Consider the following 16356-nt stretch of genomic DNA (forward strand, 5'->3'; position numbering starts at 1 on the left):
AGCAAGCATAAGGATGATTGCAAGCATGGATGCGTACTGCAAAAAACAGAGTTCTATCCTCTGCCAACTGTGCATGGGTTTTATGGTTGCGCTCTTCAGTCATGCCGCTGTTTCGGCCGAAGCATTTTTAGGCGCAGATGATGAGTTATTCGTTAGTATTGCGACTGGGCAAAGCAAATCTATCAAATTAGCACCGGCGGTAACCACGGTTGTGACTGCAGCGGAAATTACTGCCATGGGCGCAACGACATTGTCCGAGGTTCTAGAGTCAGTCCCAGGTTTACATGTATCAGCCAATGCCATTGGCTACGGCAAGCTTTATCTTACACGCGGCATTTATTCAGAATATAACCCACAATTTTTAGTGCTAATTGATGGTCAGCCCGTTACTGGTTTACAGTTTGGTAATCGAGGTTTCTATTTAGGCGAGTATTCTATTTATGGTATTGAGCGCGTAGAAATTTTACGTGGACCTGCATCTGCTGTATACGGCGCAGATGCTTTTTCTGGCATCGTTAATATCATTACAAAAAACGTTGAAGATATTGATAAAACTGAACTAGGCGTAGCGTTCGGTAGTTTTGAATCTAAAGAGGCATGGATTTTAGCTGCTCACGAATGGCAAGGATTAAAATTCGCTTACAGCTTAACGGCTTCATCATCAGATGGCAGTGATCAAATTATCGAAAGTGATGCGCAAAGCAATTTTGATTCATTATATGGAACACAAGTCTCCTATGCGCCGGGCAGTGTTAATGCGGCTTCTGAAAAAATAGCCGGACATTTAAAAATTAATTACAATGATTGGAATGCGCGTCTCGATTATCAAGTAAATCAGAATGTAGGTATGGGCGCTGGCGTCGCTTCTGCATTAGATCCGCTTGGCAAAGGTGATGCCGAGCGATATTTAGCTGAATTATCTTATGGCACAAATGTTTCAGATGTTTTGAAAGTTTCGTCATTTTTAAATTATCTCAATCTTCAATCAAATAGCTTCTTTTATTTATTTCCTGCGGGCGTAAATTTTAATAGCCCAATCCCTCCGCTGAATGGCGATTATTTTCCAGAAGGTGTTTTTGGTGAATTAGTTTTGCGCGAGCATCATATGCGTTTTGAGAGTTCTGCTTTTTATAGTGGTTTTGAGAATCAAAATTGGCGCGTAGGCGCCGGTTATTTGTTTCAAGATATGTATCATGTAGAAGAGCGTAAGAATTTTTATATCCAGCCTAATGGCATTCCCGGGAATTTGGGGAGCGTTGTTGATTATAGCGATAACAATGCATTTTTGCCGGAAACAGATCGTCGTGTTCAATATACGTTTTTGCAAAATGAGTGGCAGCTATATCCAGATTGGGAGCTGACCGCGGGTGTGCGTTATGATCGGTATTCTGATTTTGGTGATACAACTAATCCGCGTCTTGCTTTGGTTTGGCAAGCGGCTTATGACTTAACGTTTAAGGTTTTATACAGCGAAGCCTTTAGACCGCCTTCTTTTTCGGAACAATTTAATATTAATAATCCGGTAGCGTTAGGTAATCCTAATTTAAAACCAGAAGAAATTAATACGATTGAATTAGTGGTCGATTACAGCAGCAGTGATGTGTTGCGTCATACGTTTAATATATTCCAATATAAAGCCAACGATCTTATTCAATTTATTCCAGATGCAGCCCCTGCAACATCTAAAACCGCACAGAATATCGGCGAGCAAAGTGGTTATGGCGTTGAATATGAATGGAACTGGCGTATAGACGATGTTACCAAAATAAAAGGTAATATTGCGTGGCAACATTCGGTGCAAGGGGTTAACGATGATGCAACTATTCATTCGCCGGCTTTGCAAGCGTATTTGCAGGCCAATAGAAATTGGCTAGTGAATTTTGATAGCGGCATGACATTAAAATATGTTGCTGATCGAGAACGCGTCAGTTATGACGCGCGCGCACCTATTGATGATTATGTAACAGTCGACGGCTATGTGGCGTATTCATTTCTCAATTGCCATAAATCTAGATTGACATTACATGTAAAAAATATTTTTGATGAAGACATAAAAGAGCCTTCGGTTGGATCTGTGCCGCCGGTACCCACATCCATTCCTGATGATTTGCCTATGAGTGGAAGAAGCTTTTTATTAACACTAAAAACTTATTGGTAATTAAATACTTATGATAATTAAAAATATTTTGGCCATTCTAATTTTATTAGCATCTACTTCTGTATGCGCTGAGGATATGTTGCTATTCGGCGAAGATGATAAATCTTTTGTGGAAATCGCCAGTGGTCAACGCCAAAGTATCGCACGTGCACCGGCTATTGCTTCACTCATTACTGCTGATGATATTCGTCGCATGGGTGCTACGACTTTAGAAGAGGCGCTGGAATCTGTGCCGGGTTTGCATGTATCAGCGAATACGTTTTCTTATACTTCTGCATTTTATATTCGTGGTCTAGCTACTTCTAGTAACTCGCAAGTATTGGTGTTGGTTGACGGCGTGCCTATGACGCAACTATATGGCGGCAATCGTGGTTTTACGTGGAATAGCTTTCCTGCACAATTAATCGCACGTGTTGAAATTATTCGTGGCCCGGCCTCGGCGGTATATGGCGCAGAAGCATTGGCCGGTGTGATTAATGTGGTAACTCACGCTTCCCAAGGCACTAATGAAAGTGTGGGCGTACGTGCGGGATCTTATGACACCTATGCGGTATGGGTTAATGATTATTATAAAATTTCTGATTGGTCATTCGGGGTTAGTGCTTCATTTGGACAAACTGATGGCGCCACACCGCTTATTAAAAGCGATGCGCAATCATCACTAGACCGCCTTTTTTTTACTTCTGCTTCTTTGGCGCCAGGTCCCGCGCAGCTTGAAGGTAAAGGTCGTGATCTTTATTTGCACGTTAATAACCAAAGCGTCGAATTAGATATCGGATACATGGCGAGAAATGATTTAGGCACCGGCGGTGGCCTTATTGCAGTTATAGATACGGAAGGTAAACAAGATGGTGAGCGGATATTTTTGAATGGGACTTACCATATTCCAAGCGTCGGTGATTGGCGAGCTGACTTATCATTTAATTATATGAATAGCCAAACCGTAGCGGATTTGCGATTGTTGCCGCCAGGCATAGATTACACCTTCGCCGGTGGTGATTATTTTCCAGAAGGTGCTTTTGAAGATTTACGTATAAAAGAAAACCATTTCCGTATTGAACCTCGAATTTATTATGATGGATTTGATGCGCATAAACTGTGGTTAGCGCTGGGTTATTATAAAGGTGATATGTATGAAATTAGAGAAGCGCGAAATTTCATAGTAAATCAAAATGGTTTTCTTGTTTTGTTGCCTGGTTTAGTTGATGTATCGACTTTTCTTCCAACGTTACCTGAGCAATCTAAAACCGTAAAATATATAAGCGTGCAAGATCAGTGGCAAATGGCGGCTGATTGGGAGCTTACGACGGGTGTGAGAATAGATGAATATTCCGATTTTGGTACAGAGGTTAATCCTCGATTAGCGATTGTGTGGCAAAGCACCTATAACATAACTACTAAGATTCTGTATGGCCATGCCTTTAGATCACCATCTTATGAAGAACAATTTGTTCAAACAAGTCCACTTGCACAAGGTAATGATGACCTTCAGCCCGAAACTATAGATACGCTAGAGTTAGGTGTTGATTACGCTATAACAGATGATGTGCATATTACAGCAAATGTATTTATGTATGAGTTAAGCGATATGATCCGTTCAATCCAAGATCCTAATGAACCAAATCGTGCCCCCATTGAAAATGTAAACACTGTGCGCGCGCATGGCTATGAAGCGGAGTTAGCGTGGCATATTTCGCCTTCTTGGAATTTAAACGGTAACTACGCGTATCAAGAAACTGAAATACAAGAAACGGGTGACACATTAGAAGCTGCTCCTCGTCATAAAGTGTATGGCTTGTTGAGTTTTGATGGGATAGCAGGATTTAGCAGCAGTCTTAAATCGTTGTATGTTGCAGACAGACGACGGTTAAGTATTGATAGTCGTGATGAAGTTAAAAATTACAGTCGGTTTGATTGGATAGTTAATTACGAAAATGCCGCTCGCAAACACAATGTTCAGTTGGTAATAAAAAATTTATTAGACAAAGAATATAATGAAGCCACGTATTATGGGCGGCTTTATCTCCAAGATGACTTGCCGATGCCTGGTAGATCGCTATCTACCCAGTACGAGTATCGGTGGTGATTATGAAAACGATAAACTTATTTAAAGTGGCAATTAAATTGGATAATGTCATGCGAAATTTTCTTTTGGCTTGCGTGGTCTTTTTAATATGCGGAGTGACTACGAGTTATGCTGCGGAACGTACCGCAATTATTTTCCCTGATGTGCGTGAGCCATACCGTACTATTTTTAGAGACATTGTAACGGGTGTAAAAAATTCGTCAGCAGTGACGCCTTTAATTTACAGCTTTGATGAAAATTGGCGCGCAGAAGAATTACGCGCATGGGTTAGCACTAATCAGATCACCAATCTGGTGGTATTAGGTAATCAAGCATTAAATTTGGCGCATGCTGGAAATTTAACAGATGTACGTATTACTGCCGGCGCTATTACTAACTGGCCTAATCATGTCGCAGTGAATGGTGTTGCTTATTTGCCGGCGCCGAGCGCCTTATTCAAAGAGTTGACTCGTTATGCCAACACTGTCCGGCGTGTTCATGTGATCTATGAATCTTCGGTGAATGCATGGCAAGTTGAGATCGCCCAGCGTGAAATAGAACGATTAGGTTTTAGCTTGCAAGTCTATAAAGTTGCAAGCCTTCAAGAGGCAGCAAAAACATATAGCAATTTATTGTCTGGCATCAATCCAAAAACGGATGCGATATGGCTGCCATTAGATGATCAGTCATTAGATTCACGCGTTATTTTACCGATGATTCTTAAAGAATCATGGAATCGTGCGATTGTGGTGTTTTCAAGTAATCCCGCACATGTATCACGCGGTGTGTTGTTCTCTTTGTATCCTGATAGTCGTTATTTAGGACAACAATTAGTCCCGCTAAGCCAAGCAACTACTGCTTCAGTATTGCCTGCGGATAAACTGAAAAAGGCCTTTAATATACGTACAGCGGAACATCTAAATATAAATATTACGGATGCAGAACTAAAGAAAATTGATATTTTATTTCCTGCTCGCTAGGTAATTTTGCATTATGATGCAGACTATTAAAAATATAAAAAAAATAAATCGCTTTCATTATGGCTTTATGCAGCAATTGGGCATCGTATTCGCGATTGGTATACTTTTACTGGCTATTTGTTCTTCTATCGCGGTATCAACATTAACCTCAAAAATTGTTTCCAATCGGCTTGTTGACGAAGGTGCTCAGCTAACCAAAGTATTAGCCGATCAAAGTCCTTTGGCTTTGCTATATGGCAGCGCAGAAAATATTGAAGAAACCTTGAAAACCGTCATGCGGTCACCTGATGTCGTGGGCATAAGAATTATAGATAAAGAAGGCGATGTCTTAGTTTCGATGGGCGAATGGGAATTTTTAGATACCGATATTAATAAAGTTAAAGAAATTCATTTAATAAGTGAGACAGATGAAATTTGGGAATATGCGGCTCCTGTTTATGTGCATGACAATAGCACGTCTGATTCTGGTTTTTTATTAAATCAAGCTCCAGTGGTTTCCGCGCAACGCATTGGTAGTGTGCGTTTGGCGCTCAGCAAAAAAACTTTGCACGCTATGACGTCGTCTATTTATAAAACTAATACTGCCGTTACGGCTGGTTTGGCTATTTTGTTATTATTAGTAATTTTATTAGTAACCAAAAGGATTACTAATCCATTAAGAAATTTAGGTAATATAATGCTGCGTGCCCAGAATGGAGAAACGCATCTACGTGCTAATACGCCAGGCCCCATTGAAATTTATATTATGCAACAATCATTTAATAAAATGATGGATGTATTAGAAGCACGAGAAAGTGAATTAGTAAAAGCACGAGATATTGCATTAGAGTCGGCAAAAGCAAAAGGTGAGTTTGCTGCGAATGTCACGCATGAGCTGCGCACACCCATGAATGGAATTTTGGGTATGTTAGAGCTGTTAGCCGGCACGGGTTTAAATTTCAAACAAACTGAATATATAGAAACGGCTCAAAATTCTGCTCAAGCACTATTGTTATTGGTTAACGATATTCTGGATTTTTCAAAAATAGAAGCGGGTGCAGGGCAACTGAATCCAGAAGACTTTTATTTATATACTTTATTGGATGATGTAGTCGATTTGTTGTCGCATCAAGCAAACAAGAAAAATATTAGTTTAGGGTACGTAATTGATCCGTCAGTGCCTGCGGCGGTGCATGCAGATCAAAATAGAATGAGACAAATCGTTATTAATTTAATTGGTAATGCTATTAAGTTCACTGCAAAAGGCGGTGTAAAAATTAGAGTTTCTGTGATCAAAGATGCTGCTAATGACACTGAGATGCTAGAAATAGCCATCAAAGATACAGGCATAGGTATTCCTCACGAAGCGCAACAACGTATTTTTGAAGCTTTTCAACAAGCCGATGGCTCTACTTCTCGTCAATATGGCGGCACGGGATTGGGTTTGGCTATTTGTGCCAAGTTAATTAATTTTATGGAAGGCACTATTGCAGTAGAAAGTCATATAGGAGAAGGCAGCTGCTTTTCATTTAAAATTCCATTAAAGCGCGTCTTGCTTCCTCCTATACGTAAAAGAAGCGGAGTTAGTTCTATAGCTGGCGAGCATGTTGTGGTGTTTGCACAAGATACGGCGATGGCTGAAGAAGTAATGCATTTGTTAGATAGCTGGCAAGTTATGTCTGCACATGTTAACAGCCTTGAGGCCTACCAATTATTGTTGCGTGAAAGTAACAATAAGGTTGTATTAGTCGCACATGATGAAGTTGATTACGTAAAAAATCTCATTGCTCTATTAAGAGAAGAATACCCTTTATCTAAATTATCAATTATTTGGTTGTTACACGGTTCAGTCAGCAAGCTTAATATGCCGGCCGACAAAATTTCTGCGTTAATAGAATTGCCTGCCCAAGGAACACGTTTATATGATGCGATTGCGGCGGTAACCGGAAAAATAAAAACTCATTCAGGCACGGAAAAATCCACAGAGCCTTCGATCCCACGAGGTCGTCAAGTATTAGTAGTGGATGATAATCGCACTAATCAGCAAGTTGCTTTTGGTATGTTGGAACGTATGGGTTGCATTGTTGATTTGGCATCTGGCGGTAAAGAAGCATTAGATGTTGTATTTACTAAATCGTATGACTTGGTAATGATGGACGTGCAAATGCCTGGCATGGACGGTTACGAAGTTACTGATCAAATTCGTCGCTTAGAAGAAGGCACTAATCAACATATTCCGATTATTGCGATGACGGCAAATAATAGTGATGATGATGTGCGCCATTGCTTAGCAGTCGGGATGGATGATTTTCTTTCAAAACCTTTAAAAATGGCTTTCCTAAAAGAAAAACTAGCCATTTGGCTGAATACTGAATCGAATCACGCCATGGAAAACTATTTGCCGGCAGCAAATGAACAAGATAAACATTTAGCCGCCGTTACGAGTTTACATTTGATCAATGAAGAAACCTTGGCTGAGTTAAAGAAAAATGCCGGCAATGTGTTTATGGAAATGATTGAAGTTTATTTAGAAGACAGCGAACTTTATATCGAGTCTATAAAGCGTGCATTAGAAGAAAAAGATGAGAAATTATTAAGACGCTCGGCGCATTCATTAAAAGGCAGTAGTCGTAATTTTGGTGCTGAGCGATTAGGTGAAGTTTGCCGTATTTTAGAAGAATGTGGGGAACAAGCGGATATTGATAAAGCGCGTACTTATGTTAATACCTTGATTGATGCGTTGGGTGAAGTGAGTGCTTTATTGCAAGCTCAATTAAATGCCATAAAAAACAAACAAGCAGGTCCGGTTAAAAATAGCAAAACCAGTTCCAAAATATTAGTAGTTGATGATGATCGCAGTCAACGTATGACGTTGCGCGCGGTGCTAGAAAATGATGGTTACACAGTAGAAGAAGCTAATACTGGCGGACACGTAGTGACGATGTGCGCGAAATCTATGCCGGATTTATTATTGATGGATGCAATGATGCCAGGCATTGATGGTTATACTGCATGTCGTCGTATTCGTGAAATGCCGGGTGGTGCTCATGTGCCGGTGTTAATCGTAACGGCGCTGGATGATGAAGCTTCTATTGATAAAGCTTTTTCTGCTGGCGCTAATGATTTTATTCCGAAGCCAGTCAATTTTGCTGTTATGCGCCAACGTATTTCACGTTTATTAGAAGCTAGCAAAACTGAGCAACACGTACGTCATTTGGCTTACCATGATCCTTTGACGGGTTTGGCTAATAGAACTACGTTCATTGAAACGTTAAATGATTACTGCGTCAAAGCGCGTGGTAATGGCGAGATGGTAGCGGTTTTATTTTTAGATTTAGATAGATTTAAAATGGTTAATGACACGATGGGTCATGACGCCGGCGATTTATTATTAAAAGCAGTTACGCAACGCATACAAGGTGTTGTCCGAACTACTGATTTAGTTGCGCGTTTAGGTGGTGATGAATTTACCGTGATTTTAGGTGGTTTGAAAGAAATGGAAGTGATTGGGCGTATTGCGCAAAAAATATGCGAGTCGCTAGCGAAACCGTTTAATTTGTTAGAGCAAGAAGTTTATATTAGCAGCAGTATTGGCATCGCTATTTGTCCTAATGATAGCGACGATATTAATGTCATTATTAAATATGCCGATACGGCAATGTTTAAAGCCAAAGAAAACCGTAATACCTTTTGTTTTTATGAAGCAGGAATGGATACTATCATTGCAAAACGTATGGCCATGGAAGGTGCGATGCGGCGGGCTTTAGAGAGCGATCAGTTTTTATTGTATTATCAGCCGCAAGTTGCATTAAATACTTTACAAGTGACCGGTATGGAAGCATTAATTAGATGGCAACATCCTGAAAAAGGCATGGTTTCGCCGGCTGATTTTATTCCAATTGCAGAAGAAACAGGATTAATTGGTGCTTTAGGTTATTGGGTGTTGCGTGCAGGTTGTCAGCAGTTACGACGTTGGCTGGATAGTGGTTATAAACCTATTAAGTTATCGATTAACGTCTCTAGTCGTCAATTAGAAGATGTTAAGTTTTTAGAAAATGTATCAGTTATTTTACAAGAAACTCAGGTGCCTACACATTTGTTAGAGTTCGAAATTACCGAAAGTGCCATCATGAAAAATCCTGACGAAATGATTGAAGTGCTGCGAAAATTTCGGGAAATGGGTATAGAAATAGCGATTGATGATTTTGGTACAGGCCATTCTTCGTTAAGCTATTTAAAACGTTTGCCGGTTAACACTTTAAAAATTGATCGTTCTTTTGTTAATGATATTGATTCTAGTGATGATGCTGTTTTAGTCACGGGCATTATTGCTTTAGCGAAAAGTTTACGTTTAAAAATAGTCGCTGAAGGTGTGGAAACACAATCGCAGCAAGATTTTCTAGCTGCCTGTGACTGTGATACGGTGCAGGGCTTTTATTTGTATAAGCCAATGCCCGCTGCGGATTTTGAAAAGAGAATATTTTTAGCAGATCTTGAATCCGTTAAAGTAATTCATTCTGGATAGTGCTGTTAAGCTTTTTTTGTTTGTTTATTAATGGTGTTATTGGTTTCTCTTGCTTGAGGTTTTAAAAAACGATTAAGTGCTGCACGAATAATGGCATTAATCGATACGCCTTTTTCTTTAGCTAATTTATTCAGTGCTTCTAATTGGTCTTCGCTTACTTCAATAGTCAATTTGTGAAACTCAACCGGTTTGGTTTTGGGTTTTATAGGCGTTGTGTTATTGCTAGCCGCCGAGTTAGTTGCGGGAGAGGTTTTGGTGATAGCGGGAGATGTGTCATTGGCTGCGGGTTCTTTGCTGATGATACGCGCGGCAAAACGTTCTAATCCTTGTAGTGTGCGCAGCATTAAGCTATCGGGTTCTTCATTACGATGCGGTGCTTCGAATTCAATGGGTGCTTTGGCGGATCGATTATTAAAATTAATAATCCAACCTTCTGGAGTAGTAATTACTTTTTTATGTATAAATGCTTTCTGAGTTTGCCCTGCTTGTTGGGAGGTCAGTAAATGTTCGATGACGTCATGGGGTACTTTCATTTTTTCCAAACAATGACGTAACTCTTGTTGTTGTTCTTTGGGTAGTCCGACGCGCATAAATAACTCCGCTGCTGTCTAGGGTCTTACTCAATCACGCTGATTGAGCACGAGACATATATATAGTGTAGCTTTATGACAGGAATTCACCTGAATAAGTTTCAAGCTAATTATGAAACCACAGCATACTGTGGTTTCGCGCCTACAAAACCCCAAGATTTGCATGCTTCTAGGGGAGACTTGCAGTATTATTCGCAGCCCCTAGGGTGTCTCCTTTGGGGGTGTGTCTTTCGGGCTTAGGCCCGCATTTATAAACGTCCTGGTACGTCCAGGCTCAGCCTAATATAGGATCACGGTCAGATGTATAACAAATCCATGACAATTGCTGGTTTCGACGCTGATTTATGGCATGCCATTGAGCAAGAAACCTTACGCCAAGAAGAGCATATCGAGCTGATTGCTTCGGAAAATTATGCCAGTCCCCGAGTTTTGGCGGCACAAGGTTCTTCTTTGACCAATAAATACGCGGAAGGTTATCCGGGTAAGCGTTATTACGGGGGTTGTGAATATGTAGACATTGCTGAGCAGTTAGCAATTGACCGCGCTAAAGCCTTGTTTGGTGCTGATTATGCCAATGTGCAACCGCATTCCGGTTCGCAGGCGAATGCCGCTGTGTATCTGGCTTTGTTACAACCCGGCGATACCATTTTGGGTATGAGTTTGGCGCATGGTGGACATTTAACGCATGGCGCGAAGGTTAATTTTTCCGGCAAGCTTTTTAATGCCGTTCAATATGGTTTGGATACACGCACTGGCGAAATTGATTATGACCAATTAGATGCGTTGGCAGACGAGCATAAACCTAAAATGATCGTGGGTGGTTTTTCTGCTTATTCACGCGTAGTCGATTGGGCGCGTTTGCGTGCGGCGGCTGATCGCGTGGGTGCGTATTTAATGACCGATATCGCGCACGTAGCGGGTTTAGTGGCAGCAGGTGAATATCCTAATCCGATTGCATTAGCCGATGTGGTGACGACAACCACACATAAAACTTTACGCGGACCCCGCGGTGGTTTGATTTTGGCGCGCAGCAATCCCGACATTGAGAAAAAATTAAATTCGATGGTGTTTCCCGGTACTCAAGGCGGACCTTTAATGCATGTGATTGCAGCTAAAGCAGTCGCTTTTAAAGAAGCCTTGGAACCTGAATTTAAAACCTATCAGCAACAAGTGAAAAAAAATGCACGTGTGATGGCCAACACCTTAATTGAACGTGGTTATAAAATTGTTTCAGGCGGCACGGATAATCATTTGTTCTTGTTGGATTTAATCGACAAAAACATTACGGGCAAAGAAGCCGATGCGGTTTTAGGTAGCGCCAACATTACGGTAAATAAAAATGCAGTGCCTAACGATCCTCAATCACCTTTTGTCACCAGCGGGATTCGTATTGGTACACCTGCAATTACTACGCGCGGTTTTGGCGAAACAGAAAGTCGTGATTTAGCGAATTGGATTGCGGACATATTGGCTGACATTAATAATCCGCAAGTGATTGCAAGCGTGCGCGACAAAGTTTTGGATGTGTGTCGCCGTTTTCCCGTTTACGCAAATTAATACGTAACCTAAAGGCGAAACCTAGTGCGTTGTCCTTTTTGCGGTGCGCAAGATACCAAAGTCATAGACTCGCGTTTAGCGAGTGATGGCGATCAAGTGCGTCGACGCCGTGAATGTTCTGAATGCTCAGAACGTTTTACGACGTTTGAACAAGCTGAACTTAGTATGCCGCGCATTGTGAAAACCAATGGTAGTCGTGAACCTTTTACAGAAGAGAAATTGCGTGCGGGTATGTTGCGCGCATTAGAAAAGCGTCCCGTTAGTACCGACAGTATTGAAACCGCGGTTGCGCATATTAAACGTGAATTGTTGCATCGCGGTGAACGCGAAACGGCTTCACGCGTCATTGGTGATTTGGTTATGCAGGAATTACGTAAGCTGGATCAAATAGCTTATATTCGTTTTGTTTCTGTTTATCTTAGCTTCGCTGATATCGATGCGTTTCGTGAAGTGATTAATCGTTTAGAACAAGATCCCACACCTGAAATGCATCGTGATCAAATTTCTTTATTGCACGATTCTTGATTGGAATAAGAAATCAAGCGCATGCATAATTTTATATTTACAGCTGACGATTCGCGCTACATGGCGCAAGCTTTACGTTTAGCAGAGCAGGGTTTGTATACCACGGATCCTAATCCGCGCGTCGGTTGCGTCATCGTGCGCGAGCATAAAATTATTGGTGAAGGTTATCATCAAGTTGCTGGCGACGCGCATGCGGAAGTGCATGCTTTACGCGCAGCGGGTGAGCAAGCGCGTGGCGCGATTGTCTATGTAACGTTAGAACCGTGCGCACATCACGGCCGTACACCACCGTGTGTTGATGCATTAATTGCGGCAGGTGTTAGTGAAGTAGTGTTTGCTGTGCAAGATCCCAATCCGCGAGTTGCAGGTAAAGGCATGTTAGCGTTGCAAGCCGCGGGCATTCAAGTTCGTTGGGGTTTAATGAGCGAACAAGCGGAATTATTGAATGTGGGTTTTATAAGTCGTATGCGTCGTGGTCGCCCTTGGCTACGTTTAAAATTAGCCGGCAGTTTAGATGGTCGCACCGCATTAAAAAATGGTGAAAGTCAGTGGATCACGGAAGAAGCTGCGCGTACGGATGTACACCAGTGGCGTGCACGTGCGTCGGCTATTATGACCGGTAGTGGCACTATTATGACGGATGATCCACGTTTAAATGTACGTTGGACTGCGCCTCATCAATCATCGCCTAAAATTATTCCTCGCGTGATTTTAGATAGTCAGTTGCGCATACCAACAACAGCAAAAATTTTTCAACATCCGGGGCCTGTTTGGTTGATGAGCAAAGCTGGTTTAGTAGCTAGACCTGCTTTTCTAGATGATGCACAGACGCCAGTTGAAATTATTCAAATCTCCACTAATCAAGACAGGCGCTTACATTTGCCAGATGTGTTAAATGAGCTAGGCCGTCGTGAAATTAATGAATTGCATGTTGAATGTGGTGAAACATTAGCGGGCGCTTTATTAGAAGCGGGCTTAGTAGATGAGCTGATTGTTTATCTTGCGCCTTGTATTTTAGGTCGTGATGCACGTGCCATGTTTGGTTTGTCGATCATTAATAAATTATCTGCGCGAATAACGTTAGAGTTTGCCGATATTCGTCAAGTGGGACGCGATTTGCGTATCATTGCAAAACCTGTATTTCTGAATCAATAAGGCTTAAGCATGTCAACCATTGTAGTTGTACGTAAAAATAATCAAGCTTGCATCGCGGCGGATACGTTGACGACTTTTGGCGATTTAAAATTAACGGCTGCGCGCGATCGTTTTCACGAAAAAATTCAAATAAGCAACACGAGTTTTTTTGGTATTGTCGGTAGTGCAGCACATAGTTTGGTAATGGATGATGTGATCAGTGAAGGTGAAATTACTTTAGATTTAACGTCTCGCCATGCCATTTTTCAAAGTTTTTTAAAATTGCATAGCGTCTTAAAAGATCATTATTTTTTAAATCCAAAAGGCGAAGATAATGATCCGTATGAAAGTTCGCAAATTGACGCGTTGATTGCTAATCCTTCAGGGATTTTTGGTGTGTTTGGGTTGCGTGATGTAAATGAGTTTACGCAATTTTGGGCAATAGGTTCGGGCGCTGATTATGCTTTAGGTGCAATGCACGTGTTATATGATCAGCTTGAAAGTGCAGAAGCAATCGCGTTGGCGGGCGCTGCTGCAGGTGCGGCATTTGATAATGCATCGGGTTTGCCGCTTACGCATCGAGTTATTACCTTGGCAGGAAATTAAAATGTTTACCGGCATTATTGCTGATGTAGGTTCCATTGCATCATTAGAATCGCTGGGTGGCGATGCGCGCATTTCTATATCCGTAAATAATTTAAATTTAGCTGATGAAACGATGGGTGCAAGCATTGCGGTCAATGGCGTTTGTTTAACGCTGGTTGAAAAATCTCCACGGCATTTTTCGGCTGATGTTTCTTTGGAAACCTTGGCTCGTACTACTTTAGGCAAATTAGAAATTGGTAATCGTGTTAATTTAGAATCCGCACTGCGTCCTCAAACTGCTTTAGGTGGACATTTAGTCAGTGGTCATGTTGATGGTGTTGCAACGGTTGTATCGCGTGATGCTGATGCACGTTCAGAACGTTTTGTATTTTCTGCGCCAACGGGACTTGCACGTTATATAGCCACAAAAGGTTCGGTGTGTTTGGACGGTGTAAGTTTAACGGTGAACGAAGTAGATGCGCTGCACTTTGGCGTTAATATTGTGCCTCACACCTTAGCGAATACGATTATGGGTGATTATAAAATTGGCAGTATTGTTAATTTAGAAGTAGATATTATTGCGCGTTATTTAGAACGTTTATTAAATGCTCAGCAGAGCCATTGAGTGAAACTAACGATATGTCCTTAAATACGACCGAAGAAATTATTGAAGACCTACGTTTAGGTAAAATGGTCATCATCATGGATGATGAAGATCGAGAAAATGAAGGTGATTTAGTAATGGCGGCTGCAGCCGTCCGCCCTGAAGATATTAACTTCATGGCCTTATATGGTCGCGGTTTAATTTGTTTGACCTTAACGCGTGAACGTTGCAAACGTTTAAATTTGCCCTTGATGCCAAAATTTGGTCAAGGATTACATTCCACTAATTTTACTGTGTCTATTGAAGCGGCGCACGGCGTCACCACTGGCATTTCTGCGGCTGATCGTGCGGCGACGATTCGTGCCGCAACTAAACCCGATAGTAAACCGGAAGATTTAGTGCAACCCGGTCATGTGTTTCCATTGATGGCAGAAGACGGTGGTGTTTTAGTGCGTGCCGGTCATACAGAAGCAGGTTGTGATTTAGCGCGTTTAGCTGGTTTTGAAGCATCAGCAGTGATTGTGGAGATTTTAAAAGAAGACGGCAATATGGCGCGTCGTCCAGACTTAGAAGTTTTTGCGGCTAAACATAATTTAAAAATCGGTACTATCGAAGATTTAATTCGCTATCGAATCTTAAATGAACACACCGTTGAACGTATTGATGCAACACTTTTTTCCAGCGAATACGGTGATTTTGAATTAGTAGTTTTTAATGATCGCATTCATCATGCAACGCATATCGCATTAGTCAAAGGACCTATCGATTCAAATAAAACCACGTTAGTGCGCGTGCATGTAGAAAATCCTTTATATGATATGTTTGCCGCACGTGATAGCCGTGGGTGGCCCTTGCATGATGCGATGAAACGTATCGCATCGGCTGAGCAAGGTGTATTAGTTTTCTTAACACGCGCACATGCCGGTTTGGGTTTACTTGATCAAGTGCAGCGTTTAAAAGCGAGTCATAATCAGCAAGAAGTTGAATCTGATCAAAAGCCCACTGATTTACGTACCTATGGTATAGGTGCGCAAATCTTGGCAGATTTAGGTGTAAAGAAAATGCATATTTTAAGCGCACCTAAAGTCCTGCATGGTTTGGGTGCTTTTGGTTTGGAAGTGTTGGATTATATTTCTGAATAAGAATTAGCGAGCGATTATGTCAAACGATTTATTATATTCATCGGGTAAGACCTCGGCATTGCGTGCGGAAAATTTTCGTTTTGCAATTGTTGCAGCGCGTTTTAATGCGCATATCGTTGACAAATTATTAGCAGGCGCTGAAAAAGCTTTGCTCACACACGGTGCTGATTCTAAAGCGCTTACAGTGGTGCGTGTGCCTGGTGCGTTTGAATTGCCTTTAGCGGCGCAAAAATTAGCTGCGACGGGGCGTTATGATGCAGTGATTACCTTAGGCTGTGTCATTCGTGGTGACACACCCCATTTTGACTATGTTTGTAATGAATGCGCACGTGGCATTAATGAAGTTGCATTAAAATATAATATGCCGGTTATTTTTGGTGTATTAACGACCGATAATACGATGCAAGCCGAAGTACGTGCCGCAGATAATAATAACAAAGGCATTGATGCGGCTTTAACAGCGATTGAAATATTACAGCTTTATCAAACTGAGGCATTTAAACCCGCATGAG

Annotated in this window: 12 protein-coding genes; 11 read left to right on the plus strand and 1 reads right to left on the minus strand. The window is 41.5% G+C overall.

All coding sequences use genetic code 11. From position 1 onward, the window contains the following. The first annotated feature begins 25 nt into the window (after positions 1-25). From H0W44_06225 to H0W44_06240, 4 genes are all read left to right on the plus strand, one after another. On the plus strand, positions 26-2158 hold the full coding sequence (locus H0W44_06225; GenBank protein ID MBA3582036.1) for a TonB-dependent receptor: 2133 nt from the start codon (positions 26-28) through the stop codon (positions 2156-2158). Positions 2159-2234: 76 nt separating this feature from the next. Further along, the gene (locus tag H0W44_06230) at positions 2235-4244 is read left to right on the plus strand and encodes a TonB-dependent receptor (protein MBA3582037.1); all 2010 of its coding nucleotides are present in this window, start codon (positions 2235-2237) and stop codon (positions 4242-4244) included. 50 nt (positions 4245-4294) lie between these two features. Beyond that, positions 4295-5203 carry a hypothetical protein gene (locus H0W44_06235; GenBank protein ID MBA3582038.1) on the plus strand — a complete coding sequence of 303 codons (909 nt, stop codon included), beginning with the start codon at positions 4295-4297 and terminating at the stop codon, positions 5201-5203. A 13-nt stretch (positions 5204-5216) separates the two neighbouring features. Next, positions 5217-9707 carry an EAL domain-containing protein gene (locus H0W44_06240; GenBank protein ID MBA3582039.1) on the plus strand — a complete coding sequence of 1497 codons (4491 nt, stop codon included), beginning with the start codon at positions 5217-5219 and terminating at the stop codon, positions 9705-9707. A gap of 5 nt (positions 9708-9712) precedes the next feature. Here H0W44_06240 and H0W44_06245 read toward each other — a convergent pair whose 3' ends face one another. Further along, positions 9713-10297, minus strand: coding sequence for a CopG family transcriptional regulator (locus H0W44_06245; protein ID MBA3582040.1), 585 nt, complete (start codon positions 10295-10297; stop codon positions 9713-9715). A 300-nt stretch (positions 10298-10597) separates the two neighbouring features. Here H0W44_06245 and H0W44_06250 point away from each other — a divergent pair, with 300 nt between their 5' ends. From H0W44_06250 to H0W44_06280, 7 genes are read left to right on the plus strand one after another with little or no spacing between them, the layout of a single operon-like run. Beyond that, the gene (locus H0W44_06250) at positions 10598-11854 is read left to right on the plus strand and encodes a serine hydroxymethyltransferase (GenBank protein MBA3582041.1); all 1257 of its coding nucleotides are present in this window, start codon (positions 10598-10600) and stop codon (positions 11852-11854) included. 24 nt (positions 11855-11878) lie between these two features. Beyond that, positions 11879-12379: a transcriptional regulator NrdR gene (gene nrdR / locus H0W44_06255; protein MBA3582042.1), complete on the plus strand. Its 501-nt coding sequence runs from the start codon at positions 11879-11881 to the stop codon at positions 12377-12379. Between the two features lie 60 nt (positions 12380-12439). Beyond that, the gene (gene ribD / locus H0W44_06260) at positions 12440-13534 is read left to right on the plus strand and encodes a bifunctional diaminohydroxyphosphoribosylaminopyrimidine deaminase/5-amino-6-(5-phosphoribosylamino)uracil reductase RibD (GenBank protein ID MBA3582043.1); all 1095 of its coding nucleotides are present in this window, start codon (positions 12440-12442) and stop codon (positions 13532-13534) included. A 9-nt stretch (positions 13535-13543) separates the two neighbouring features. Continuing rightward, positions 13544-14119 (plus strand): MFS transporter, encoded by a 576-nt coding sequence (locus H0W44_06265; GenBank protein ID MBA3582044.1) that lies wholly within the window; start codon positions 13544-13546, stop codon positions 14117-14119. Position 14120: 1 nt separating this feature from the next. Next, complete coding sequence (locus H0W44_06270; protein MBA3582045.1) at positions 14121-14723, plus strand: riboflavin synthase; 603 nt, start codon at positions 14121-14123, stop codon at positions 14721-14723. A 14-nt stretch (positions 14724-14737) separates the two neighbouring features. Further along, positions 14738-15844, plus strand: coding sequence for a 3,4-dihydroxy-2-butanone-4-phosphate synthase (ribB, locus tag H0W44_06275; GenBank protein MBA3582046.1), 1107 nt, complete (start codon positions 14738-14740; stop codon positions 15842-15844). A 16-nt stretch (positions 15845-15860) separates the two neighbouring features. Continuing rightward, positions 15861-16355 (plus strand): 6,7-dimethyl-8-ribityllumazine synthase, encoded by a 495-nt coding sequence (locus H0W44_06280; protein MBA3582047.1) that lies wholly within the window; start codon positions 15861-15863, stop codon positions 16353-16355. Position 16356 lies beyond the last annotated feature (1 nt).

It is taken from the genome of Gammaproteobacteria bacterium, from assembly GCA_013817245.1.
Lineage (GTDB): Bacteria > Pseudomonadota > Gammaproteobacteria > HTCC5015 > HTCC5015 > JACDDA01.

Bases quoted from the DNA above. Each gene is read 5' to 3' on its own strand.
- H0W44_06235 (MBA3582038.1), top strand. From the start codon at position 4,295: ATGCGAAATTTTCTTTTGGCTTGCGTGGTCTTTTTAATATGCGGAGTG.
- ribB (MBA3582046.1), top strand. From the start codon at position 14,738: ATGTCCTTAAATACGACCGAAGAAATTATTGAAGACCTACGTTTAGGT.
- H0W44_06280 (MBA3582047.1), top strand. From the start codon at position 15,861: ATGTCAAACGATTTATTATATTCATCGGGTAAGACCTCGGCATTGCGT.
- ribD (MBA3582043.1), top strand. From the start codon at position 12,440: ATGGCGCAAGCTTTACGTTTAGCAGAGCAGGGTTTGTATACCACGGAT.
- H0W44_06265 (MBA3582044.1), top strand. From the start codon at position 13,544: ATGTCAACCATTGTAGTTGTACGTAAAAATAATCAAGCTTGCATCGCG.
- H0W44_06270 (MBA3582045.1), top strand. From the start codon at position 14,121: ATGTTTACCGGCATTATTGCTGATGTAGGTTCCATTGCATCATTAGAA.
- H0W44_06245 (MBA3582040.1), bottom strand. From the start codon at position 10,297: ATGCGCGTCGGACTACCCAAAGAACAACAACAAGAGTTACGTCATTGT.
- H0W44_06240 (MBA3582039.1), top strand. From the start codon at position 5,217: ATGATGCAGACTATTAAAAATATAAAAAAAATAAATCGCTTTCATTAT.
- H0W44_06250 (MBA3582041.1), top strand. From the start codon at position 10,598: ATGTATAACAAATCCATGACAATTGCTGGTTTCGACGCTGATTTATGG.
- H0W44_06230 (MBA3582037.1), top strand. From the start codon at position 2,235: ATGTTGCTATTCGGCGAAGATGATAAATCTTTTGTGGAAATCGCCAGT.
- H0W44_06225 (MBA3582036.1), top strand. From the start codon at position 26: ATGGATGCGTACTGCAAAAAACAGAGTTCTATCCTCTGCCAACTGTGC.